Annotated in this window: 18 protein-coding genes; 13 read left to right on the top strand and 5 right to left on the bottom strand. The window is 72.6% G+C overall.

What is annotated here, in order from left to right; all coding sequences use genetic code 11:
* The first annotated feature begins 15 nt into the window (after positions 1–15).
* Positions 16–708 carry a potassium channel family protein gene (locus FYW99_RS14750; protein ID WP_223839030.1) on the top strand — a complete coding sequence of 231 codons (693 nt, stop codon included), beginning with the start codon at positions 16–18 and terminating at the stop codon, positions 706–708.
* On the opposite strand, the gene FYW99_RS14745 is transcribed toward FYW99_RS14750, so the two are convergent.
* Positions 698–1354, bottom strand: a complete 657-nt coding sequence (locus FYW99_RS14745; RefSeq protein ID WP_150252600.1) for a TetR/AcrR family transcriptional regulator — start codon at positions 1352–1354, stop codon at positions 698–700. The genes FYW99_RS14750 and FYW99_RS14745 overlap by 11 nt on opposite strands.
* Before the next feature lie 164 nt (positions 1355–1518).
* On the opposite strand from FYW99_RS14745, the gene FYW99_RS14740 reads away from it, so the two are divergent.
* Complete coding sequence (locus tag FYW99_RS14740; protein ID WP_150252599.1) at positions 1519–2412, top strand: alpha/beta hydrolase; 894 nt, start codon at positions 1519–1521, stop codon at positions 2410–2412.
* A gap of 16 nt (positions 2413–2428) precedes the next feature.
* Here the strand turns inward: FYW99_RS14740 and FYW99_RS14735 are convergent, their stop codons facing one another.
* Positions 2429–3037 (bottom strand): uridine kinase family protein, encoded by a 609-nt coding sequence (locus FYW99_RS14735; protein WP_150252598.1) that lies wholly within the window; start codon positions 3035–3037, stop codon positions 2429–2431.
* A gap of 109 nt (positions 3038–3146) precedes the next feature.
* Here FYW99_RS14735 and FYW99_RS14730 point away from each other — a divergent pair, with 109 nt between their 5' ends.
* The 7 genes from FYW99_RS14730 to FYW99_RS14700 all read left to right on the top strand — a co-directional run bounded on the left by FYW99_RS14730 (position 3147) and on the right by FYW99_RS14700 (position 12643).
* The gene (locus FYW99_RS14730; RefSeq protein WP_150252597.1) at positions 3147–4322 is read left to right on the top strand and encodes an ROK family transcriptional regulator; all 1176 of its coding nucleotides are present in this window, start codon (positions 3147–3149) and stop codon (positions 4320–4322) included.
* A 414-nt stretch (positions 4323–4736) separates the two neighbouring features.
* Entirely contained in the window at positions 4737–5879 is a 1143-nt protein-coding gene (locus FYW99_RS14725) for an ABC transporter substrate-binding protein (protein ID WP_150252596.1), read from the top strand.
* 87 nt (positions 5880–5966) lie between these two features.
* Positions 5967–6764, top strand: coding sequence for an ATP-binding cassette domain-containing protein (locus FYW99_RS14720; RefSeq protein ID WP_150252595.1), 798 nt, complete (start codon positions 5967–5969; stop codon positions 6762–6764).
* Entirely contained in the window at positions 6764–8044 is a 1281-nt protein-coding gene (locus FYW99_RS14715) for a sugar ABC transporter permease (RefSeq protein WP_150252594.1), read from the top strand. The genes FYW99_RS14720 and FYW99_RS14715 overlap by 1 nt, the downstream gene beginning before the upstream one ends.
* Before the next feature lie 199 nt (positions 8045–8243).
* Entirely contained in the window at positions 8244–9029 is a 786-nt protein-coding gene (locus tag FYW99_RS14710) for a sulfite exporter TauE/SafE family protein (RefSeq protein WP_150252593.1), read from the top strand.
* Between the two features lie 231 nt (positions 9030–9260).
* Positions 9261–11189 (top strand): 1-deoxy-D-xylulose-5-phosphate synthase, encoded by a 1929-nt coding sequence (dxs, locus tag FYW99_RS14705; RefSeq protein WP_150252592.1) that lies wholly within the window; start codon positions 9261–9263, stop codon positions 11187–11189.
* A gap of 53 nt (positions 11190–11242) precedes the next feature.
* Entirely contained in the window at positions 11243–12643 is a 1401-nt protein-coding gene (locus FYW99_RS14700; RefSeq protein WP_150252591.1) for an FAD-dependent oxidoreductase, read from the top strand.
* Positions 12644–12754: 111 nt separating this feature from the next.
* Here FYW99_RS14700 and FYW99_RS32350 read toward each other — a convergent pair whose 3' ends face one another.
* Both FYW99_RS32350 and FYW99_RS14690 read right to left on the bottom strand, forming a co-directional pair.
* Complete coding sequence (locus tag FYW99_RS32350) at positions 12755–13582, bottom strand: neutral zinc metallopeptidase (RefSeq protein ID WP_317846992.1); 828 nt, start codon at positions 13580–13582, stop codon at positions 12755–12757.
* Between the two features lie 743 nt (positions 13583–14325).
* On the bottom strand, positions 14326–15108 hold the full coding sequence (locus tag FYW99_RS14690) for a TetR/AcrR family transcriptional regulator (RefSeq protein WP_150252589.1): 783 nt from the start codon (positions 15106–15108) through the stop codon (positions 14326–14328).
* Positions 15109–15257: 149 nt separating this feature from the next.
* Between FYW99_RS14690 and FYW99_RS14685 the strand changes: the two genes are divergently transcribed.
* The gene (locus tag FYW99_RS14685; RefSeq protein WP_150252588.1) at positions 15258–17474 is read left to right on the top strand and encodes an MMPL family transporter; all 2217 of its coding nucleotides are present in this window, start codon (positions 15258–15260) and stop codon (positions 17472–17474) included.
* Positions 17475–17697: 223 nt separating this feature from the next.
* Here FYW99_RS14685 and FYW99_RS14680 read toward each other — a convergent pair whose 3' ends face one another.
* Entirely contained in the window at positions 17698–18456 is a 759-nt protein-coding gene (locus FYW99_RS14680) for an AfsR/SARP family transcriptional regulator (protein ID WP_190394666.1), read from the bottom strand.
* A 591-nt stretch (positions 18457–19047) separates the two neighbouring features.
* Between FYW99_RS14680 and FYW99_RS14675 the strand changes: the two genes are divergently transcribed.
* Genes FYW99_RS14675 through FYW99_RS14665 form a run of 3 tightly spaced genes read left to right on the top strand, consistent with a single transcriptional unit; the run spans position 19048 to position 22390 of the window.
* The gene (locus FYW99_RS14675) at positions 19048–20100 is read left to right on the top strand and encodes a ScbA/BarX family gamma-butyrolactone biosynthesis protein (RefSeq protein WP_150252586.1); all 1053 of its coding nucleotides are present in this window, start codon (positions 19048–19050) and stop codon (positions 20098–20100) included.
* The gene (locus tag FYW99_RS14670; protein ID WP_223839029.1) at positions 20097–20765 is read left to right on the top strand and encodes an HAD family hydrolase; all 669 of its coding nucleotides are present in this window, start codon (positions 20097–20099) and stop codon (positions 20763–20765) included. The genes FYW99_RS14675 and FYW99_RS14670 overlap by 4 nt, the downstream gene beginning before the upstream one ends.
* Positions 20762–22390 carry an FAD-dependent monooxygenase gene (locus FYW99_RS14665; RefSeq protein WP_150252584.1) on the top strand — a complete coding sequence of 543 codons (1629 nt, stop codon included), beginning with the start codon at positions 20762–20764 and terminating at the stop codon, positions 22388–22390. Before FYW99_RS14670 ends, FYW99_RS14665 begins: the two co-directional genes overlap by 4 nt.
* Positions 22391–22456 lie beyond the last annotated feature (66 nt).

Below are 22456 nucleotides of genomic sequence, written 5' to 3'. Positions count from 1 at the left end.
TGCCAGAGTGGGGCCGTGCGCAGAGCAGGGGGCGGTCCGGGGCGTTCCGTGCGCCTGGGGGCGTTCCTGGGCTTCGTGGTCCTCCTCCAGTTCGGGTACCCGGTCACCCTCCACGGCCCCGTATGGACGGCGCTCTACCTGGTCGCCTACGTGGGAGTGGTGCTCTCCGGCGTCGTGCTGGTGCGCGGGGCGCACGACCGGATCGCCCCCACCGCCGCCACGGGCGTGGTCCTGCTCTGCTGCGCGGCCTGGGTCGGCACGACAGACGGCGGAGGTGCGTCGCTGGTGTCGATGTTCGCGGCGGGGGCGGCCTTCCAGTTGGCGCTCATGTACTCCCTGCTGCGTTTCGTCTACCGCCGGAGCCGGACCCACGAGCTGGAGATCGTCCTGGCGGCGGTGTGCGTCTACCTCCTGCTCGGCGGTCTGTTCACCACCGTGTTCGGCGCTCTGGAGAGCCTGTGGCCCGGGAGCTTCGCCGACTCCGCGCACCCGGACGGCCGGGTCGCCTGGCAGCAGTTCGTCTACTTCTCCTACGTCACACTGGCCACCACGGGCTACGGCGATGTTGTGCCGGTCTCGGCGTGGGCGCGCTCGCTGTCCGCGGCCGAGGGCGTCGTGGGCACGCTGTTCCTGACCACGGTCGTGGCCCGCCTCGTCGGCGCCTTCACGGGCATCCGACGGGAGGGGGGCCGCGCGGTCACCGGCTGAGCGGTCCGGCCCAGGGGCGCGGGGTGCCGGGGACGGCCAGGGAGTCCAGGCGGGCGGCGATGGCGGCGCGCGCGGCGGCGTAGGGGGTCTCCAGGTCGTCCTCCAGCAGGGAGAGCGAGTTGGCTGTCTCCATGAAGGCGCGCAGCTCGAAGACCAGCAGCGCGGGGTCGGTCCCCTCGGAGAGCTCGCCCAGTTGGCGGGCGTCCTCGGCGGTGCGTACGAGCAGGTCCCGCCACTGGTGGCTGGCCTCCCGCAGCGCGTCGCGGACCCGTCCGGGCCGGGACTCGAACTCGGCGATGGCGGTGTAGAACAGGCAGCCGCCCCGGAACACGCGTCCGCGCGAGTAGCCGATCCAGTCCAGGCACAGCCGCCACAGCCGACCGGCCCCGGGACGCACCTCCAGGGCGTCGCGCACCACGTGCCGGACGAAGACGGCGCGTCCGGCCTCCAGGGTGGCCAGCTGCAGCTCCTCCTTGGAGCCGAAGTGGGCGAACACTCCACTCTTGCTGATCCCGAGTTCCTTGGCGAGCCGTCCCAGGGACAGGCCCTCCAGGCCCTCCACCGACGCCGTGTGCACCGCGTGCTCCAGCACGGTCCGACGGGTCTGGTCGCCCCGTTGTAGACGTCCGTCGGTCCGCGCGGTCATACGCGCCCTCCCCCCGGGTTTCGCCCGCAGGGGCGAAGAGTGGACGGTTGGTCGGTTACGGCGTAAGGATACAAGCCACTTGACGGAAGCGGCATGCCAAACAAATAATACGATCGTTCGTATAGTTTGATGGTGTCAGTCGCCCCCACCGAAAGAGAGCCCCCGTGAACACCACCCGTCTCGTCGGCACGACCCTCAACGCGGTCGCCGTGCCCGTCCCGCGCCTGGCCGGGAACCTGCTGTGCAGGCTGTGGTCCCACGCGGGCCGACCGCGCACCGTCGACGCCGCCGACCTGGACCTGCACGAGCGGGCCCACGTCGAGACCCTGCGGGTACGCGGGTGGGAGGTGGCGGCCTACTCCTGGGGCGACGGCGCGCTCCCCGTCCTGCTCGTCCACGGCTGGAGGTCGCGCGCCTCCCGTTTCACGCCGCTCGTCCGGCGGCTGCTCGACTTCGGCTACAGTCCCGTCTCCTGGGACGCGCCCGGCCACGGGGCCACGCCCGGCCCCGTGGGCACCATCCTGGACGCGCGCGAGATCATGGGACTGCTCCAGTCCCGCCACGGGCGCTTCGCGGCCGTCGTCGCGCACTCCCTGGGCGCGCCCTTCGCCATGCACGCCCTGCGCGAGGGGGTCGAGGCCGACCGTGCGGTCCTGGTGGCCGGGGTGTCGGACTTCGCCTTCACCATCGACGGCTTCGCCGCGGCACTCGGCCTGGGCCCCCGGGCCGTCTCGGCCCTGCGCCGGGGGGTCGAGGAGTACCACTTCGGGGGCGATCCGACCGTGTGGACCCGCTTCTCCGTGGCCGAGGGGGCCTCTGGCCTCACCCAGCCGCTCCTGCTGCTGCACGACGAGCACGACGCCGTCGTCCCCACGGCGCAGTCGCACCTGACGCTGGCCGCCCACCACGGGCGCGCGCGTCTGGTCACCACCTCAGGCCTGGGGCACAGCGCGCTGCTCTCCGACGAGGCCGTGCTCGACACCATCACCGGGTTCGTCCGCGAGGCCCGCGAACCGGTCCGCGACGGCGGTCGACCGCCGGGAGCGGTCGGGGCCTGAGCGGTCCGGCGGCCGGTCACCGGGCGGGGTTGGCGACCACCACGTCAGCGTGCTCCCGGGGGCGGTCGCGCCGGTGGAAGGCCTCCTCCTGCTCCGCCCACGCCTGCCGGTGCGGCGCGTAGACGGACGCGTCCCACCGGCCGTCCAACCGCCGCGTGCGCTCAGCGTCGGACGCGTCCACCCACACCAGCAGGTCCAGCAGGCCGCGCACGGCGGCGGCGCCGGAGCCGCCGCCCTCCACCACGAGGACCCCGCCCGCCGCCACGTCACCGGGCAGCGCCGTCCACTCCCGCGCGAACTCCCCCCGCTCCCAGTCGTAGCGCCGCCAGGCCGCCCGCTCCCCGCGCGCGAGCGGGGCCAGGACCCGTTCGCGCAGCAGCTCGGAGCCCTCGACCAGGCCGCGCCAGCCCGGATAGAGGTCCTCCATGGTCAGCACGGCGGCGGCCTCGCCCCGCCGGACCAGGGCCGCGCGCAGCGCGTCGGCCACCGTGCTCTTGCCCGCGCCCGAGCGGCCCTCGACCGCCACGGCGCGTGTTCGGCCCGAGGCCCGGGCGGGCGGGGGGACCGCCCGGGCCAGGAGGTCGGCCCACCCGGGCTCGGCGGTACTGATGCGTGCTCTGCTCACCTTCGGACCCTAACGCGGCGGATGCGAAGTTCCGGCTTGCGTTCATTGCTTGTAGCATTCCTCGCAACAGTGCCGAAACTCGGCCGCGAAAGCAGGGGGAGGGCGCCTGGTGACCGAGGCCGCCGCGACACCGGGATCACAGTCAGCCCTGCGCCGGGCCAACGAGCGGCGGGTCGTGGACGTGCTGCGCAGCGAGGGCACCCGCACCCAGGCCGAGCTGGCCCGGGCCACCGGCCTGTCCGCGGCCAGCGTCTCCAACATCGTCCGCGGCCTGCGCGCCGCCGGGACGGTCCTGGTGCGCGACACCTCCTCCAACGGCCGCCGGGCCAAGGCGATCACCCTCGTGCGCCAGCCCGGCGCGGTCGTGGCCGTGGACTTCACCGCCGACAGCGTCCGCGTCGCGGTGGGCGACAGCGACGGCAACATGCTGGCCCGCGAGGAGATCGGCTACGACGTGGCCTCCGACGCCGAGCGCGGGGTGCGCCGCGCCGCCTGGCTGGCCGAGACCATCCTGCTGCGCAGCCGGGTCGACCGGGGCACCGTCTCCTCCGTGGTGGCCTCCATCCCGGGGCCGATCGACCCCGGCACCGGCGAGGTCGGCGGCATCTCCTGCCTGACCCGCTGGGCGGGTTTCCGTCCCGCCAAGGCGCTGACCGAGCGGCTGGGCCTGGAGGTGCTGGCCGAGAACGACGCCAACCTCGCGGTCCTGGCCGAACAGCACCGGGGCGCGGGCGTGGGTGCCGAGCACGTGGTCCACCTGGTCATCAGCGACGGCGTGGGCGCGGGCATCATGATGTCGGGCCAGCTCTTCCGCGGCGCGGGCGGCACGGCCGGGGAGATCGGGCACATCGCGCTGGACCCGCGCGGACACGTGTGCCGGTGCGGCAACCGGGGCTGCCTGGAGACCTTCGTCGGCGCGAGCTACCTGCTGGACATGCTGCCGCAGAACACCGACGTGGCCCGCGGCCCCGGCCCCGCCCGGATCCCGGACATGGTGGCCGCGGCGCTGGAGGGCGACCCCGGCAGCCGCCGCATCATCGCCGAGGCGGGCACCGCGCTGGGCCAGGGCACCGCGATCGTGGCCAACCTGTTCAACCCGGACCGGGTCGTCGTGGGCGGTGACCTGGCCGAGGCCGGTGACCTGCTGTTGGAGCCGATGCGCCGGTCGATGGAGCTGGGTTCGCTGGGCAGCGCCCTGGAGCGGCTCGAACTGCTGCCGAGCGTGCTGGGCAGGGACGCCTCGCTGTACGGGGCGCTGCGCATGGCCGCCCAGCAGGCGAAGTGAACAGTCCGAAACCTGATTTCTTGTGCCACCGGTGACGGGGAAGCGCCGCGCGGTCGCACCGCGTTCCCGCAGCGGGGGCGCGTAGGCCCCCGCTGCGGGAACGCGGCAGGTCGGACGGGGGGCGGGTCCTTCTCTGAACGGGGTTCGCACGTAGGCTGACGGGGCGACGAACACCGAGGTCAGTGCCGGAGCGGGCCGTCGTTCGGTAAAAACCGAAACTCCTTCACGTGAGCTCACACGTCCAGAACGCCGCTCTGGCCTGGGTTTTCCATAGATTCACATCCTGAACGCAAGGCCCGTGATGTTTCGGTTATGTGTTCAGGAGTTGACGGCAAGGTGGCGGCGGGGTTTGACTTCACTCCACCACTCGCGAGTTCCACCGTCCGCATCCCCCGTCATGAGAGGTACCTAGCGTTGAACGCACGACGCTTCACACCGCGGCACACGGCCGTCGGCTTCGCCGCCGCGGGAGCCGCTCTCGCCCTCCTCGTCTCCGGTTGTGGCTCGCTCACGACCACCGGCGGCGAGGCCGAGCAGGAGACCCACACCGTGGAGGAGGGCTTCCACGTCGGACTGCTCCTGCCCGACCTCCACACGGCCCGCTACGAGGCCTTCGACCGCCCCTTCTTCGAGGAGGCGATGGGCGAACTGTGCCCCAACTGCGAGATCTCCTACGCCAACGCGGACCAGTCCGTGAGCGAGCAGCAGACCCAGGCCCAGGCCATGCTGACCGACGGTGTGGACGTGCTCGTCCTGGACCCGGTGGACGCCGCCGCCGCGGCCGGAACGGTCAACGAGGCCAAGTCTCAGGGCGTACCGGTGATCGCCTACGACCGCCTCGCCGAGGGCGGCGCGGACATGTACGTGTCCTTCGACAACAACCGCGTCGGCCAGGTCCAGGCCGAGTCGCTGCTGGAGGCCCTGGAGGAGGAGGGCACCACCGGTGACGGCTCGATCGTCGTCATGCACGGCTCGCCCACCGACCCCAACGCCGCCAGCTTCAAGGCCGGGGCCATGGGCGTCTTCGAGGAGCAGATCGAGATCGGCCAGGAGTTCGACACCCCGGAGTGGTCGCCGGACGAGGCCAACGCCCAGATGGAGGGTGCCATCACCTCCCTGGGCCTGGACGAGATCACCGGCGTCTACGCCGCCAACGACGGCATCGCCTCCGGTGTCATCTCCGCCCTGCGCAGCGCGGGCGTGGACGTGGCGGACCTGCCCCCGGTGACCGGCCAGGACGCCGAGCTCGCGGGTATCCAGCGCATCATCGCCGGTGAGCAGTACATGACCGTCTACAAGGCCATCCAACCCGAGGCCCAGGTCGCCGCCGCGATGGCCGTCGGCCTGGCCACCGGCGAGGACCCCGAGCTGGGCGAGCACACGCTCACCGAGGTCGAGGACGGAGGCGGCGAGACCGTCCCCGCCGTCCTGCTGGAGCCGATCGCGGTCACCGCGGAGAACGTCGGCGACACGGTCGTCTCGGACGGGATCTACAGCATCGAGGAGATCTGCACCGACGACTACGCCGACACGGACTTCTGCCAGGAAGCCCTGTAGAGCCGGTGCGGACGTCCCAGACCCGGGACGGGCGGGCGCCCCGCCGCCCGCCGTCCCGGGCCAGGGCGAGAGAAGAGAAGCGAACGCATGAGCACACCAGTCCTGGAACTGTCCGGGATCTCCAAGACCTTCGGTGCGGTCCGCGCCCTGAGCGACGTCGACTTCCACGTCGGCGAGGGCGAGGTCGTCGCCCTGCTCGGTGACAACGGCGCCGGCAAGTCCACGCTGGTCAAGGTCATCTCCGGAGCCCACCCCGCCGACAGCGGCGGTGTCATCACCTGGGACGGCAAGCCGGTCAGCATCAACGCCCCCTCCGACGCCCAGCGCCTGGGGATCGCCACCATCTACCAGGACCTCGCCCTGTGCGACAACCTGGACATCGTCGGCAACCTCTTCCTGGGCAACGAGAAACTGCACTTCCCCGGCACCCTCGACGAGGTCGAGATGGAGAGCCGGGCCATGGAGCTGCTGGACTCGCTGTCCGTGCGGATCCCCAGCCTGCGCGTTCCGGTGGCCTCCCTCTCCGGAGGCCAGCGCCAGATCATCGCCATCGCCCGCTCCCTGCTGGGCAAGCCGCGCGTGGTGATGCTCGACGAGCCCACCGCCGCCTTGGGCGTCGCCCAGACCGCCCAGGTCCTCGACCTCATCGAGCGCCTGCGCGACCAGGGCCTGGGTGTGCTGCTGATCAGCCACAACATGGCCGACGTGCGCGCGGTGGCCGACCGCGCCGTGGTCCTGCGCCTGGGCCGCAACGCCGGGAACTTCCCCGTCGCGGAGACCAGCTACGAGGAGATCGTGGCCGCCATCACCGGTGCCGCCGACAACCCGGTCAGCCGCCGCTCCGAGCGCACCGGCGCCTCGGCCCTGGCCACGGAGGACAAGTGATGACCCAGCAGACCCCCGTCTCCAAGGCACCCGCCACGGGTGCGGGCGGCTCCGCCGAGTCCAAGCGCGACCCGCGCCTGCTGACCACGGCGGCCTCGCCCAAGGGCTGGCTCGACGCCCTGCGCCGCAACCTGCGCAGCGGCGAACTGGGCCCGATCCCCGTGGTCATCGGCCTGATCCTCATCGCCGTCGTCTTCCAGTCGGCCAACGACCGGTTCCTGTCGCCGCAGAACCTGTCCAACCTCACCGTGCAGATCGCCGCCATCGGCCTGATGACCACCGGCGTGATCATGGTCCTGCTGCTGGGCGAGATCGACCTGTCCATCGGCTCGGTCGCCGGACTCGCAGCCGCGGTCCTGGGCGTGCTGGCCGTCAAACAGGGCGTCTCGGAGTGGATCGCGATCGGTGCGGCCCTCGTCGTCGGCCTCGTGGTGGGCCTGATCCACGGTGTCGTCTTCGCCAAACTCGGGGTACCGGCCTTCGTGGTCACCCTCGCAGGTCTGCTGGGCTGGCAGGGCCTGCACCTCTACCTGATGGGCGCCGACGGCACCATCAACACCAGCCCGAGCGGGCCGATCTCGCTGCTGACGCAGACCTTCTTCGTCCCGGTGGTGGGCTGGGCGCTCGCCGTCCTGGCCGTCGTCCTGTACGTGGTCTCCGTGGCGGCTGCGGAGCGGCGCAGGCGCCAGGCGAACCTGCCCTACAAGCCCTGGACCGAGATCCTCTTCCGGGCGGCCCTGCTGTTCGTGCCGATCCTCGTCGCCGTGTGGGTGCTCAACCAGTACAAGGGCGTGCCGCTGGCCTTCCTGATCTTCGTGGGCTTCGTGGTCGTGCTCGACCTGGTCCTGCGCAAGACCCGCTACGGCCGCATGGTCTACGCCGTCGGCGGCAACGCCGAGGCGGCGCGCCGCGCCGGCATCAACGTGGACATGATCCGCATCTCGGTGTTCGGGATCGCCTCCGTCCTGGCCGCCCTGGGCGGGATCATGCTGACCTCGCGCAACTTCGCGGCGAGCGTGGCCACCGGTGGTGGCGAGGAGCTGATGATGGCCATCGCCGCCGCGGTCATCGGCGGCACCAGCCTCTTCGGCGGGCGCGGCAACGCCTACTCCGCCCTGCTCGGCGGCCTGGTCCTGGGCGCGATCACCTCCGGCCTGCTGCTGTTGCAGATGGACACCTCGGTCCGGTTCATGATCACCGCCGCCGTCCTGCTGGTCGCGGTCATCCTGGACTCCGTCTCCCGCCGGGGCCGCAAGACCCACGCCAGGGGAGGCGCCTGACCGGCGCGGCGACGCAAGCCACCCCCGGGCGGCGGACGGCGCCCACTCCCCGCCGTTCCCGCCCCCTCCCGCCCGGTCCGGCGCCCCAGGCGCCGGGCCGGGCCCTCGCGCTGCCCGCCGCGCCCGCCTCCCGCGCGATCGTCCCGTCCTCCTACCTCTTGAACCCGGTCGGGACGGTGGGGATGTAGCGTCGCACGTCGTGCCCGTAGAACTCGCCACCGCCTCCTTCCTCGCGCCCAGCGGCCACGGCCTGCTGGCCCCCACCGACGTGGTGGCGTTCGTCGTCGCCGCGGTGGTCGCCGTCGTCGTCGGGGCCGCGGTGCAGAGCACCGTCGGCCTCGGCCTCGGGCTGGTCGCCGCGCCCGTCCTGTCCTTCCTGGACCCCACCCTCGTGCCGGGGGCGCTCCTGGTCGCCGTGATCGTCCTGCCCGGGCTCACGCTCCTCCAGGAGTGGCGGCACGTGGACTGGCGCGGCATCGCCTGGGGGCTGCCCGCGCGTCTGCCCGGGACCGTCCTGGGCGTGTGGGTGGTGGCCGCCCTGGAGCCCCGCGCCCTCGCCGGCGCGGTCGGGGCGATGGTGCTGGTGGCCGTCGTCCTCTCGGTCTGGTCCCTGCGGGTGCGCATCACCCCGGTCTCGCTCGTTGCGGCGGGGACCCTCTCCGGGCTCACCGGCACCGCCACCTCGATCGGCGGCCCGCCCATGGCGCTGCTCTACCAGTACGAGGAGCCCTCCCGGGTCCGCGCCACCCTGGCCGCGTTCTTCCTCCTGGGCGGCGCGGTCTCCCTGACCGCTCTCGTCCTGGGCGGCCAGATGGACGCCCGGACCGCCGCCGTCGGGGCCTGCGCGATCCCCTTCGTCGTCGCGGGCTTCCTCGCCGGAACCGTGGTGCGCCGCCGCGTCGACGCCGGATGGCTGCGCGTGGCGCTGTTGGCGGTGGTGTCGGCCTCCGCGCTGGGCCTGCTCGCCCAGGCCGCGCTGGGATGACGTGCGGCCAGGGGCGATACCGCTACGGGGACCGAGTAATGTACGCGAAAACCCGGTAACCGGACGGCGTGGGCGCGCCGGGGGCCGTTCCCACGCGGGGTTGGGTAGGACCCGTGGACGTACGCCCATAAACTCGGGTATGCATACCTGCCGGTAGCCAAGCCCGGCCCACGTCAGGGGCCCGGAACGGCAAACTCAACGGACACGCGGGACGAGGGGACTGACGAGACAGTGGCACTGTTCGAGTCGATACACAATCCGGAAGCGCTCAAGAGGCTTCCGGCCGACCAGCTCCCTGCGCTGGCACAGGAGATCCGGGACTTCCTGGTCGACTCCTGCTCCCAGACCGGCGGGCACCTGGGCCCCAGCCTCGGCGTCGTCGAGCTGACCATCGCGCTGCACCGGGTCTTCGACTCCCCGAAGGACCCCCTCATCTTCGACACCGGGCACCAGGCCTACGCGCACAAGATCCTCACCGGCCGCCACGACTTCACCAACCTCAAGTCCGAGGGCGGCCTGTCCGGGTACCCCTCCCGCGCCGAGTCCGAGCACGACTTCGTCGAGAACTCCCACGCCTCCACCGCGCTGTCCTACGCCGACGGCATGGCCAAGGCCAACGAGGTGCAGGGCCGCACGGACCGCACCGTGGTCGCCGTCATCGGCGACGGCGCCCTCACCGGCGGCATGGCCTGGGAGGCGCTCAACAACATCGCCGAGCGCCGGGACCGGCGCCTGGTCGTCGTGGTCAACGACAACGGCCGCTCCTACTCGCCCACCATGGGCGGTCTGGCCGACCACCTCGCCTCCCTGCGCATGGCCCCCGGCTACGAGCAGGCCCTGGACCTGGCCAAGACCACCCTCAACCGCACGCCCGTGGTCGGCCAGCCCCTCTACGAGGCGCTGCACGGCATCAAGAAGGGCCTCAAGGACGCCATCCAGCCGCAGATGATGTTCGAGGACCTGGGCCTGAAGTACCTCGGACCCATCGACGGCCACGACGAGCAGGCCCTGGAGAAGGCGCTGCGCCGCGCCCGCGACTTCGGCGGACCGGCGATCGTCCACTGCATCACCCAGAAGGGCAAGGGCTACGCCCCGGCCGAGAACCACGACGAGGACCAGTTCCACGCCCCCGGTCCCTTCGACGTGGCCACCGGCCAGGCCAAGCCCGGCCCCAAGGTCGTCAAGTGGACCTCGGTCTTCGCCGACACCATGGTGGAGATCGGCGCCGAGCGCCCCGACGTGGTGGCCATCACCGCCGCCATGCTCCACCCCACCGGCCTCAACAGGTTCGCCGAGGCCTACCCCGAGCGCACCTTCGACGTGGGCATCGCCGAGCAGCACGCCGCCACCTCGGCCACCGGCATGGCCATGAACGGCCTGCACCCGGTCGTGGCCGTCTACGCCACCTTCCTCAACCGCTGTTTCGACCAGGTGCTCATGGACGCCGCCCTGCACCGCCAGGGCGTCACCTTCTGCCTGGACCGCGCCGGGATCACCGGCAACGACGGCGCCAGCCACAACGGCATGTGGGACATGTCCATCCTCCAGGTGGTCCCGGGCCTGCGCCTGGCCGCGCCCCGCGACGCCGAGCGCCTGCGCACCCTGGTGCGCGAGGCCGTCGCCGTCGAGGACGCGCCCACCGTCGTGCGCTACCCCAAGGGCGCGGTCGCCGAGCAGCTGGACGCCGTGGGCAAGGTCGGCTCCATGGACCTGCTCCGCCGCGCCGCCGACGGCGGCAACTCCAAGGACCTGCTCATCGTGGGCGTGGGCACCATGGCCCAGGTCGCCTGCGAGGTCGCCGACCGGATGGCCGCCCAGGGTCTGGGCGTCACCGTCGTCGACCCCCTGTGGGTCAAGCCGCTGGACGAGGCCCTGGTCGCCGAGGCCGCCGAGCACAGCGTCGTCGCGGTCATCGAGGACAACGGCCGCACCGGCGCGGTCGGTGACGCCGTGGCCCGTCTGCTGCGCGACCACGACGTCGACGTCCCGGTGCGCACGTTCGGCATCGCGCAGGAGTTCCTGGACCACGCCAAGCGCGACGACATCCTGCGCGAGCAGGGCCTGACCCCCCAGGAGCTGTCCCGCAGCCTCACCGAGACGGTCTCCCGGCACACCGACGGCGCCAAGTCCGCCGACGAACTGGCCGACGAGACCGCCTGAGCACATGTGTCCCAGGCAGCCCGGGGGCGTCCCCGGGCTGCCAGAATGGGCACATGAGCTCCTCCGAACCTGAGCAGCACAGCACCGCCGCACCGCTCCGGGTGGCCGTGATCGGCTCCGGCCCGGCGGGCGTCTACGCCGCCGACGCCCTGACCCGGCAGCGGCGCGTGCCCGTCCGGGTCGACGTCATGGACCGCCTGCCCACGCCCTACGGGCTGGTGCGCTACGGAGTGGCCCCCGACCACACCAAGATCAAGGGTGTGGCCCGGGCGCTGCGCAGGGTTCTGGAGCACCCCGACGTGCGCTTCGTCGGCGGGGTCGAGTTCGGCGCCGACCTCACCCGCGCCGACCTGGCCCGCACCCACCACGCCGTCGTCTACGCCACCGGCGCCAGCGTCGACCGCCGCATGGACGTGCCGGGGGAGGACCTGCCCGGCAGCGTCGCCGCCACCGACTTCGTCAACTGGTACTGCGGGCACCCCGACACCGCCCTGGAGCGGTTCGTGCTCGACGCCGAGGAGGCCGTCGTGGTCGGGGCGGGCAACGTCGCCCTGGACGTGGTGCGCATCCTGGCCAAGACCGCGGACGAGCTCCGCCACACCGACATCCCCCAGCCGGTCCTGGACGTGCTCGCCGCCAGCCGCGTGCGCACCATCCACCTGCTGTCGCGGCGCGGCCCCCTCCAGGCCAAGTTCACCGCGCCCGAGCTGCGCGACCTGCTCGCGCTGCCCGGCGCCGACGTCGTCGTGCGCCCCGAACAGGTCGACATCGACCCCACCGCCGTGGGCACCGGCGCCCCCGAGCTGCGCGACGTCGCCCGGGCCGCCCGCACCAACCTGCGGCTCCTGGCCGAACACGCCTCCCGCGAGCCCCACGGGAGGGACCGTACCGTGCGGCTGCACTTCTGGACCCGGCCCGTGGAGGTCCTCGGCCGGGAGGAGGGGCGTGTGAGCGGCGTGCGGGTGGAGGAGACCCGCCTGGACGCCGACGGACGTCTGACCGGGACCGGCCGGACCACCGACCTGCCCGCCGGGATGGTGCTGCGCTCGGTGGGGTACGCGGGCGTCCCGCTGCCCGGGGTGCCCTTCGACGCCCGGGGGCGCACCGTCCCCCAGGAGGGCGGGCGCGTCCTGGACGCCGACGGCGGCGCGGTCCGGGGGGACTACGTGGCCGGATGGATCAAGCGGGGCGCCACCGGGGTGATCGGCACCAACAAGTCCGACGCCGCCGCGACCGTGCGCGCGCTGCTGGAGGACGCCGGGGAACTGCGTGCGGCGGCCCCGGAACTGGTGCCCCTGGAGACCGTGCTGGACGAGCGCGGGGTGGCCCACAGCGGCTACGAGGACTGGCTGCGCATCGACACCGCCGAGGCCGACCAGGCCGTGGAGCTGGACCGGGGCGAGCGGGTCAAGCTCCACGGCTGGGAGGCCTACCGCAGGGTTGTCGGCGGCTGAGCGCCCTGTCTTGGAGCGTCCGCCAGCAGGCGCCGGACGCGGACTGGCCGGAACCGCCGCCGGTGTGACGCAAGGGTTTTGTCCTGCGGCGAAGGGGCGGGCGGTGACGCGTCAGGCGACCTGGTCGGTGGCGGCGCCGTAGGTGTTGCAGCCCTCCACGGTCGCCTGCGACCAGCCCTGCTCCAGCCAGAACGCCCGGTTGCTGGCGCTGCCGTGCGTGTCGAGGTCGCCGCCGCCGTTGAAGTGCTCGTTGGCCGTCCGCAGCGCCTCCTCGTCGGCGCCGGTGATCCCGCGCAGGCCCACCCCGGCCATGCACTCGGCCTGGAGTTCGGTGCGGCGCAGGGCCTCCAGTTCGGCCTGCTCGTCCTCGGCCTTCCAGGTCATGCCGTGCGCGATGCCCAGGATGCCGGTGGCGTACTGCACGTGGTGGCCGTACTCGTGGCCCATCAGGGCGAGCCAGACCTCCTCGCGCTGGCCCGGGGGGAGCAGGGCGCCCAGGTGGCGCACGTTGGGCAGCACGATGGTGATGCGGCTCAGGTCGCTCTCGTAGTAGGCGAGCGTGTACCCCTCCTCGGGGTCGGCGTCGGGGGAGTCGGGGGAGACCCGGGTGACGGCGAACTCGGGGAGCTCCACGGACAGGCCCAGGTCCTCGAACACCGGTGCCCACAGCGTGTTCAGGCAGTCTCCGGAGACGGCCGCGAACTCCTCCCAGGACTCGTCGGAGGCCATGTCCAGTTCGGGGACGTCGCAGTCGACCGGCTCGGGCATGGCGACGTCGTAGAGGGGGTGGTCGACGGCGTCGACCTCCACCTGGTTGGGCCGTGCCCTGAGGCGGCCGTCGTAGTGGGCGGACAGGTCGACGCCGGTGGGCTGGGGCTCCTCCTGGGGGGTGGTGGCGACGATGAGGATGCTCGCGGCCAGCGCCACGAGGGCGATCACGGCCGCACCCGCCGAACCGAGCAGGATGCTCGCGCCGCGGCGCGAGGGCCGCCCCTGCGGGTGCGGCCAGGGCTGCGCGGGGTGCTGCCAACCGGTACCCGGGTGGGCGACGGGGTAGCCGCCGGGCGGGAGGGCGAAGGGGCGGGGCTGCGCCTGGGCGGCCGGTGCCTGCCACGGGTGCGGCGCGGGGGCGGGGCCCGGAACGGGCGGGCCGTACCCGGCGCCCGGGGGGACGGAACGGCCGTACGAGGCGGCGGGAGGAACGGGGCGGTGGGGCGCACCGCCCTGTGCCGCCCCCGGGAAGGGGGGAGCGGGGCGGTACGGCGGGGCGTCCGCGGCCGGTCCGGGGTACGGGGGAGCGGGGTGCTGGACAGCGCCCCGCGTCCGCCCCGCGTGCGGGGGAACCGGGGCGGAGGACGCACTGTCCGCGGCTGGTCCGGAGTACGGGGGAGCGGGCGCGGGGGGCGCGTCGCTCCGCGTCCGCTTCGTCCCGCCGGTTCCGCGCCCGTCCGCTCCGCGCCCGTCCGCTCCGCGCCCGTCCGCTCCGGGTCTGACGGGCTCCTCGGCACCGGGGCCGCCTCCGGTATCGGGCCGCTCGGGTCGGGGGGTCTCGTCTCCGGGCCGCTCACCGCCGGATGGGTTCTCCACGGGGTCAGTCCTCGCTATCGTGCCGCCGCGTGCCGGGGTGGGTCGTCTCCGCCTGGGGCGAATCCGGCAAGAGTCGCAGAACTCCAGTATGGGGCTTAACCGGACGTGCCCGTGGTCGTCGGGGGACTGTTCTCCGGTGGCCGGTAGTGGACTCCCAGGCCTGTCAGCATGCTCTGAAGCTCGGACTCGAAGAGCGGTTCCATGTCGTGCATCACGAAGTCCAGGTGCTCGAACACCTCCATGCACACGACCCCGTACAGGCGCACCCAGCACGTGCTGAGCACCATGACCGCCTCCACCGGGATGTGCGGCGCGGAGAAGCCGCAGGTGTCGGCGAAGGCGCGCAGCTCACGGGCCAGCTCCGGGGTGATGCGGTCCCCGTCGGGCAGGACGAACCGCTCCTCCAGCAGCAAGCGGTCGAAGAGGGCGTAGAAGGTCGCGCCGAAGCGCCGACTGGTGTCCATCGCGAGCGCGATGTCCTCCTTGGGGATCAGGCGTACGCGCGGGCCGAACATGGTGGCGAACTCGGCCCGGTGCCCGATCGCCCAGGCCCGGAAGGCGCGCAGCGAGCTGAGGATGCGCAGGTCGGTGTCCTCGGCGGGCACGCTCGCGTCGGCGGCGGCCACCGCGTCGCCCAGCTCCTGGAACATGTCCGCGGTGATCAGCGCCAGCAGCGAGTCGATCCCCGAGACGTAGCGGTACAGTCCCGGTGCGGTCATGCCCATCTCCCGCGCGATGGCGCGCAGGGACACCCCCGCGGCCCCCTGCTCGACCAGATGGCGGCGGGCGATCCCCTTGATCTCCGCCAGTGTGGCCTCGCGCACACGCTCGCGGCGGCTCGGCCCCCCGGCCCCCCGGTCCAGCTGCGGTTTCGTCATCTGCTGCGCTACACCCCGTCTCAGGCACCCGGTCGGGGCGCTGTGGTCCTTGTCGGCGACATTGACATCGTAACGCCCGCACGCTTTAGTGAACGCCGTTAGCAAACGGTGTTAACGGACATGAAGTCTGTTTCCTGAAGGGGCGGCGTATGCCGACACACACGGGGCTTTTCGGTCGGCTCGGACGGGGGGTCCACCGCTTCCGTTGGGCGGTCCTCGTCGCCACCGCGCTCTTCGCGGTCTTCTCCGGGATCTGGGGCTCGGGGGTCTTCTCCGACGTCAGCGAGAGCGGGTTCGAGGACCCCGACTCGGAGTCCTCGCGGGCCACGCGCGTCCTGGAGGAGGAACTGGGCCACGACGGCGTCGACGTCGTGGCGGTCTACCGCAGCGACGAGATCCAGGTGGACAACCCCACCTTCGCCGCGGCGATCGAGCGTGTCGCCGACGGCATGCCCGAGGACGCGGTCGCCGACTTCGACACCTACCTCGACGAGGACCTCGGCGAGACCGAGCGCGGCATGCTCGTGGCTGAGGACATGCACGCCACCTACGTCCCCGTGACCCTCAGCGGGGAGACCCACGCCGACCGCCTCCACCAGTACGAGGAGGTCACCGACCACCTGTCCTCCAGCAACCTGGAGGTCCACCTGGGCGGCTCGGTGGCGGTCGAGAGCGAACTGGCCGAGAGAGCCGAGAGCGACGTCGTGCGCGCCGAGCTCATCACCCTGCCGATCCTGCTCTTCCTCCTGGTCCTGATCTTCGGCGGCCTCGTCGCGGGCCTGGTCCCGCTCGCCGTCGGCGGCCTGGCCATCCTGGGCTCGCTGACCCTCCTACGGGCCCTGACCCACGTCACCGACGTGTCGGTGTTCGCGATCAACGTCGCCACCATCCTGGGCCTGGGGCTGGCCATCGACTACGGCCTGTTCATGGTCAGCCGCTTCCGCGAGGAACTGCGGCGTGGCCGCGGCATCGCCGACGCCGTGAGCCGCACCGTGGACACCGCCGGGCGCACCGTGGCCTTCTCCGGCATCACCGTCGGCATCGCCTTCGCGGGCCTGCTCTTCTTCCCCCAGCCCATCCTCCAGTCGATCGGCTGGGGCGGTATCGCCGTCGTGGTGTTCGACCTGCTGGCCGCACTGGTCTTCCTGCCCGCGCTGATGTCCGTGGTCGGCCACCGGATCAACCGGCTCCGGCTGCCGCTGCCCCGCCGCACCGTCACCGGCGCCGTGCACGAGGGGGCCTGGTGGCGCCTGGCCCGCACCGTCATGCGCGGCCCCGCCGTGTCCCTGGTCGCGGTCGGCGGCGTCCTGCTGGTCTTCAGTTCCGGCCTGGCCTCCACCGAACTCGGCTCCACCGACCAGCGCTACCTCCCCGCCGACTCCGGGAGCCGGATCGCCATGGAGGCGCTCTCCGACGACTTCCCCGCGGGCGGCCTGGGCACGCTCCAGGTCGCGGTGGTCGGTGACGCCTCCGACGGGGCCCTGGAGGAGTACGTCGAGCGTCTGGGGGGCCTGGAGGAGGCCGTGTCCGCCACGGTGGAGCGCACCGGCGACGGGATCGCCCACGTCGTGGTCGCCTACGAGGGCGCGTCCGACTCCCCGGAGACCGCCCGACTGGTGAGCGACGTGCGCGCCGAACCGGCCCCGGAGGGCGCGGAGGAGACCCTGGTCGGCGGCGTGGCCGCCATGCAGCAGGACAACGTGGCGGCGATCGTCGACGCGGCGCCCATGACCGTGGGCTTCGTCGCCGTGGCGACCCTGCTCCTGCTCTTCCTCGCCTTCGGATCGATCGTGCTGCCGATCAAGGCGGTGCTCATGGGGGCGCTGTCCCTGGGCGCCTCCCTGGGCGTGGTGGTCTGGGGCTTCCAGGAGGGCGCCTTCTCCGGGCTGCTCGGGTTCGAGGCGGTGGGCACCATCGACCCCACCTACCTGGTGCTGATCATCGTCGTCGCCTTCGGCCTGGCGATGGACTACGAGCTGTTCCTGCTCAGCCGGGTGCGCGAGGAGTACCTGCGCACCGGCGACAACACGCGCTCGGTGGCGGCGGGGCTCCAGCACACCGGCCAGATCATCACCAGCGCGGCCATCCTGTTGATGGTGGTGCTCCTGGCCATGGGCACCTCGGACCTGCTCTTCCTGAAGATCATCGGCATCGGCCTGGCCATCGCGGTGTTCGTGGACGCCACCCTGGTCCGCGCGGTCATGGTGCCCGCCACGATGCGCCTGCTGGGCGGGGCCAACTGGTGGCTGCCCCGGCCGCTGCGCTGGCTGCACGACCGGATCGGCATCTCCGAGGGCGGTGACGAGGACGAGCCCGGCCCCGCCGCGGAGCGGGACGAGCACGGCAGGGTGCACGCGGGGGTGTGACCGCCCCGCGGTGCTGACCCCGTCCGGGAACCTCCCGGGCGGGGTCGGCCGCTGTCGGCGGCACCGCGGCCGCGGAGTGCGTCGGGTGCGCGCCACAAGGGCGTCGGTGTGCCCCGCGCCGGGCGGGCCGGGGCCCGGCGTGGGGGTCGCCGCGTACGCGTGGTGCGGGTGGGACAGCGGTGCGGTGTGCTCGGCGGGTGCGGGGCCGGGCGGGAGACGGGGGTCAGACGAGCGTGGTCGGGATCGGCTCGTGGCGCCGGATCGCCTTGTACATGTCGTTCAGCTCCGGGCGGGGCGGCATGTTCAGCTCGCCCAGCATGCGCGTGGACAGGCGCTGGTACACGCGGATCGCCTCGGCCGTGCGGCCCGCCTTGTACAGGGCCAGGATCAGCAGCCTGGCCAGGTTCTCCTCCAGGGGATGGTCGCGCAGGGTCTCGCGCAGGAGTCCCACCACCTCGTTGTGGCGGTCGACCGCGATGCTCAGTGTGGCGTACTCCTCCAGTACCACCAGGCGTACGGTCTCCATGAACTCGCGCTCGTCGTCGAAGGCGATGCCGGGCAGCTCGCCCAGCAGGGGACCCCGCCACAGGCGCAGGGCCTCCCCGAACATCTCCGCCGCGCGCTCGTGCTCACCGCGTTCGCGCAGACCGCGCGCGGCGTCGACGTGGGCGTGGAACAGGGACATGTCCACCTGGTCGAGCCTGGCCGTCAGGCGGTAGCCCCCGCCGCCGCTCTCGATGCTGACCCGCTGGTGCGGGGGCAGGTCGGCCAGGGCCCGGCGCAGGCCGGAGACGTACTTGTGGACGAGGTTGGCGGCGTAGGCGGGGTGCGTCGCGCCCCAGACCATGCCGATGATGCGCTGCGTGGTCAGGGACTGGTTGGCGTTGAGGGCCAGGGCGGCGAGTACGGCGCGCTGCCGGGGCGCGCCCAGTTCGAGGACGCGGTTTCCGTCAGTGACCGCGAGCTCTCCCAGGACCGCCACGGTGCTGGTGATTCGATGATGCGCTCTGTGCATTTCCGAGTCTTTCCGGCCGGTTTTTCTCTGGCGTTGCTCTTCTCCTGCTTTCTCCGGTTATCGGCCGTTTTCGTCAGGCCGTCCCGGACGTCACTCCCGTGCGGTGCGGAGCGGGTCGCCCTGCGCGGCTGCGCCGTGCTCGGCTGGACCGTACGCGGCGAGACGATCATAAACACGCAGGTTATGGCGGTAAGTAATGGATAAGTTCCTCTCCGGCGTCGTGTCGCGTGGTTGCCCAGCATGAGGGTGGGATGACAAAACCCCAGGCCATCTCGTGTGGTGATAGTCACAATAAGCCGATGATCATGGTCAACGACTAATCCCTGTCTTGTTTTCGCAGGTGAACGCGATTTCCGCGGAAAAATATGAGTTTCTTTCATAACTGGTCTTCAGGTTCTCTTCAGGTCCTCTCCAGGGCCCGTCCCGATACTCGGTGGCTGTACGGAAGTAGGCCGTGGCCCGCCCTCTTCTGGTACTCGGACCCCTTTTTTGCCGTTGCCGACCCCGTTTCCCGGCGGCGGGACCTCCGCCCCGGGAACAGCGAACGAAAGGGAAGCGATGAACCGCACGACGATCAGCGCGCAGGGGACCGCCCTCGCGGCCGACGCCGCGGCCGAGGCCGCCGGAGACCCCCTGGCGGGGCTCGACCCCGAGCCTTTCGGCCTGCGCGAACTCGACTACGACGCGACGGTCCCCCGGGGACTCGTGCACCGCAAGGCCGTCTCGGAGGTCTTCGTCACCGACTCCCAGCAGACCGGGGAGAGGAGCTTCGACGTCGCCGCACAGCTGCCCCGCGGCCACGTCATGCTGGAGGCGCCCACCTATGACCTGCCCCTGATCCTGGAGGCCTGCCGCCAGACCGGTGTGCTCATCTCCCACCGCCACCTGAACGTCCCCATGGACCGGGCGTTCATCATGCAGCGCATGTCGCTGCGCATCGAGGACCTGGAGGGCCTGCGCCAGGGCTCCGAGCCCGCACGCGCCCTCATCCGCACCGACGCCGACCTGTACCGCAACCAGGCCGGGAAGCTGCGCGGCTACGACTTCCGCGCCGACGTCCTCCTGGGCGGAACCCGGGTCGCCGAGGCCACGGGCGCGCTCATCTTCCTGACCAGGTCCACCTACCAGCTCCTGCGGGCCAAGGGGCGCAAGGCCCTGGACTGGAGCGCGGGCCCCGCGCCCCGAGCGGTCCCGGCCGCGCCCGCCGTCGTGGGCAGGCGCGACCCGCGCAACGTCGTCATCACCGAGCCGGTGCAGCGCGGTGACGAGGGCTGGCGGGCCACCGTGGTCCCCGACCACAGCCACCCGCACCTGTTCGACCACCCGCTGGACCACCTGCCCGGCAACCTCCTCATCGAGGCCGCCCGGCAGCTGGCCGTGGCCGCCGTCTCACGCTCCAGCGGCCTGGACCCGGCCACGCTCATCCCGGTCTCGGTGGAGGCCTCCTTCTCCTCCTTCTCCGAGAACGACCTCGCCTCCGTCGTGGAGGCCGACCTGACCCCCTTCCGCGCGGACGAGCGCTTCGGCCCGGTCACGGGCGTGGACGTGCGCGTCCTCCAGCAGGGCGTCCCCGGCAGTACCTTCCGGATCGAGGTGGCCCAGTGGGCGTGAACCGCATCGAGGCCGTCGTGTGCGACTACGGCGGCGTGCTGACCAACCCGCTCATCGAGACCCTGGAGCACTTCGCCAGGACCGCGGGCCTGACGCCCGACGCGATCCTCACGGCGATGGGCGCCGCCGCGGCCCGCAACGGCGCCGAGCCCATGGCGCTGCTGGAGGTCGGGGCGATCACCGAGGCCGACCTCGTCGCGCAGATCAGCGCCGAACTCCCCGGAGGGTGGACGTTGCCCGAGGACCGCACCTTCGGCGAGATCTGGTTCGCCGGACGCAACGGCAACACCGAGTTCGCCGAGTTCCTGGGCGGACTGGGCGCGCGGGGCTACCGCCTGGCGCTGCTCACCAACAACGTCATCGAGTGGGAGGAGCTGTGGCGGGCCACGGTCCCCGCCGACGAGCTGTTCGAGGTGGTGGTCAACTCCGCGCACGAGGGCGTGCGCAAGCCCGACACCGAGATCTACGACCGCCTCCTGGCCCGGCTCGGGCTGACCCCCGACCGCTGCCTGTTCGTGGACGACCTGGAGTCCAACCTGGAGCCCGCGGCCCGCCTGGGCATGGCCACGGTCCTGTACCGCGACAACGCGCAGGCGATCGCCGAGGTCACCGAGCTTCTCGACGGGGCGGCCAAGCCCGAGCGAGCGGCCGGGGGTGTGCGGTGACCGTCCCGGGTCAGCACCCGCCCGTGCTGGTGGTCGGCGCCGGGCCCACCGGGCTCGCCGCCGCCTGCGCCCTGCTCCAGGGCGGCGTGTCCTGCCGCGTGGTCGAACGCCGCGCGGGGGTCGCCGAGGAGCCCAAGGCGCTCATCCTGTGGAGCGGGGCCCTGGAGGTCCTGCGCAGGCTCGGCGTGGCCGACAGGGTGGTGGAGCAGTCCCTGCCCCTGGCGTCGGCCTCCTACTTCTCCGGTGGCAGGAAGATCGGCGGGGTGCGCTTCGGCGGTCTGGCGAACACGGCCTTCCCCGGGCCGGTCTGCCTGCCCCAGCCCGGCACCGAGCAGGCGCTCTACGACCGCCTCCTCGAACTCGGCGGGTCCGTCGAGTGGTCCACCCGCGTCCACTCGGTGGAGCCCGCCGGGGCGGGGACGCGGGTGGTCCTCGGCCCCGCCGACGACCCGGACGTGCGCGAGGAGGTCGCCGTCCCCTGGGTGGTGGCCGCCGACGGCAGCCGCAGCGCGGTCCGCGAGTCCCTGGGCGTGGCCTTCGAGGGCGACACCTACGACCGGACCTTCCTGCTCAGCGACGGCGTGGTGAGCGGTCCCGCCCCCGAGAGGGAGGCCCAGTACCACCTCACGCCCGACGGGGTGCTGGTGATCGTGCCGCTGCCCGGCGGCGGGCACCGGGTCTTCTTCGACATCGCCTCCGACGGACGGACCGACCCGCCCGACGACGCGCTGCTCGCCCGGCTGCTCGCCGAGCGCGGCCCGGCGGGGCTGCGCATCGAGAGCGTGTGGTGGCGCAGCCGTTTCCGGGTGCACGCCCGCGTGGCGCGCGAGTTCCGGCGGGGGCGCGTGCTCATCGCCGGGGACGCCGCCCACCTGCACAGCCCGGCGGGCGGCCAGGGGCTCAACACCGGCATCCAGGACGGCTTCGACCTGGGCTGGAAGCTGGCCGCCGTCCTGCGCGGCGCCCCCGAGCCGCTGCTGGACAGCTACCCGCTCGAACGCCGCCCCACCGCCCAGGCGGTGGTGCGCAGCGCCGACCAGCAGACCCGCACCTGGATGACCCGTGCGCCGCTGGCCCGGCTGGTGCGCGACAACCTCATGCGCCTGCTCTCGGCGTCGGGGCTGCTGGAGAAGCGGCTGGTGCCGCAGCTGGCGCAGATCTCACCGGACCTGAGCGCCAGTCCCGCCGTCACCGCGCCGCCGCCGGGCTGGCGGGCGCGCGACGCGGTGGGCGGGGCGCTGCCGGGCACGCGCATCGGCGACGCCGAGCTCGTCCCGCTGGTCGGGGCCCGGGCCCGGAGCCTGCACGCCTACCTGGCCTCGGGGCGCCACGCCCTGCTGGTCGGCGGCTCCTCCGAGCGGACCTCGCGGGCCGCGGCGCGGCTGCGGGAGTGCGTCCCCGACGACGTGGACGTGCTGTTGCTGACCGGCGCCGAGGGCCCGGCCCGGGAGGGGGGCGGGCACGACACGGCCCGCCCCGCCGGGCCGGTGCGGGGCGAGTGGGTCGTCCACGTGCGCCCCGACGCCGTGGTGGCGGCGGTGGCCGACCTGTCCGACCCCGCCTGGCGGGCCGAGGACTTCGTGGGCGCGGCGTCGCTTCCCGGGGCCCAGCGGTCCCTCACGTAAATTATATGTGAACCCTATTATTAGAGGTAAAGATCGTCGCATGTTTTTACTGTACTGTGGCGGCGA

The sequence above is a fragment of the Nocardiopsis deserti genome (assembly GCF_008638355.1).
Taxonomy (GTDB): domain Bacteria; phylum Actinomycetota; class Actinomycetes; order Streptosporangiales; family Streptosporangiaceae; genus Nocardiopsis; species Nocardiopsis alborubida.
The sequence above is the reverse complement of the archived record's forward strand: the minus strand, read 5'-3'. Positions and strand labels throughout refer to the sequence as shown.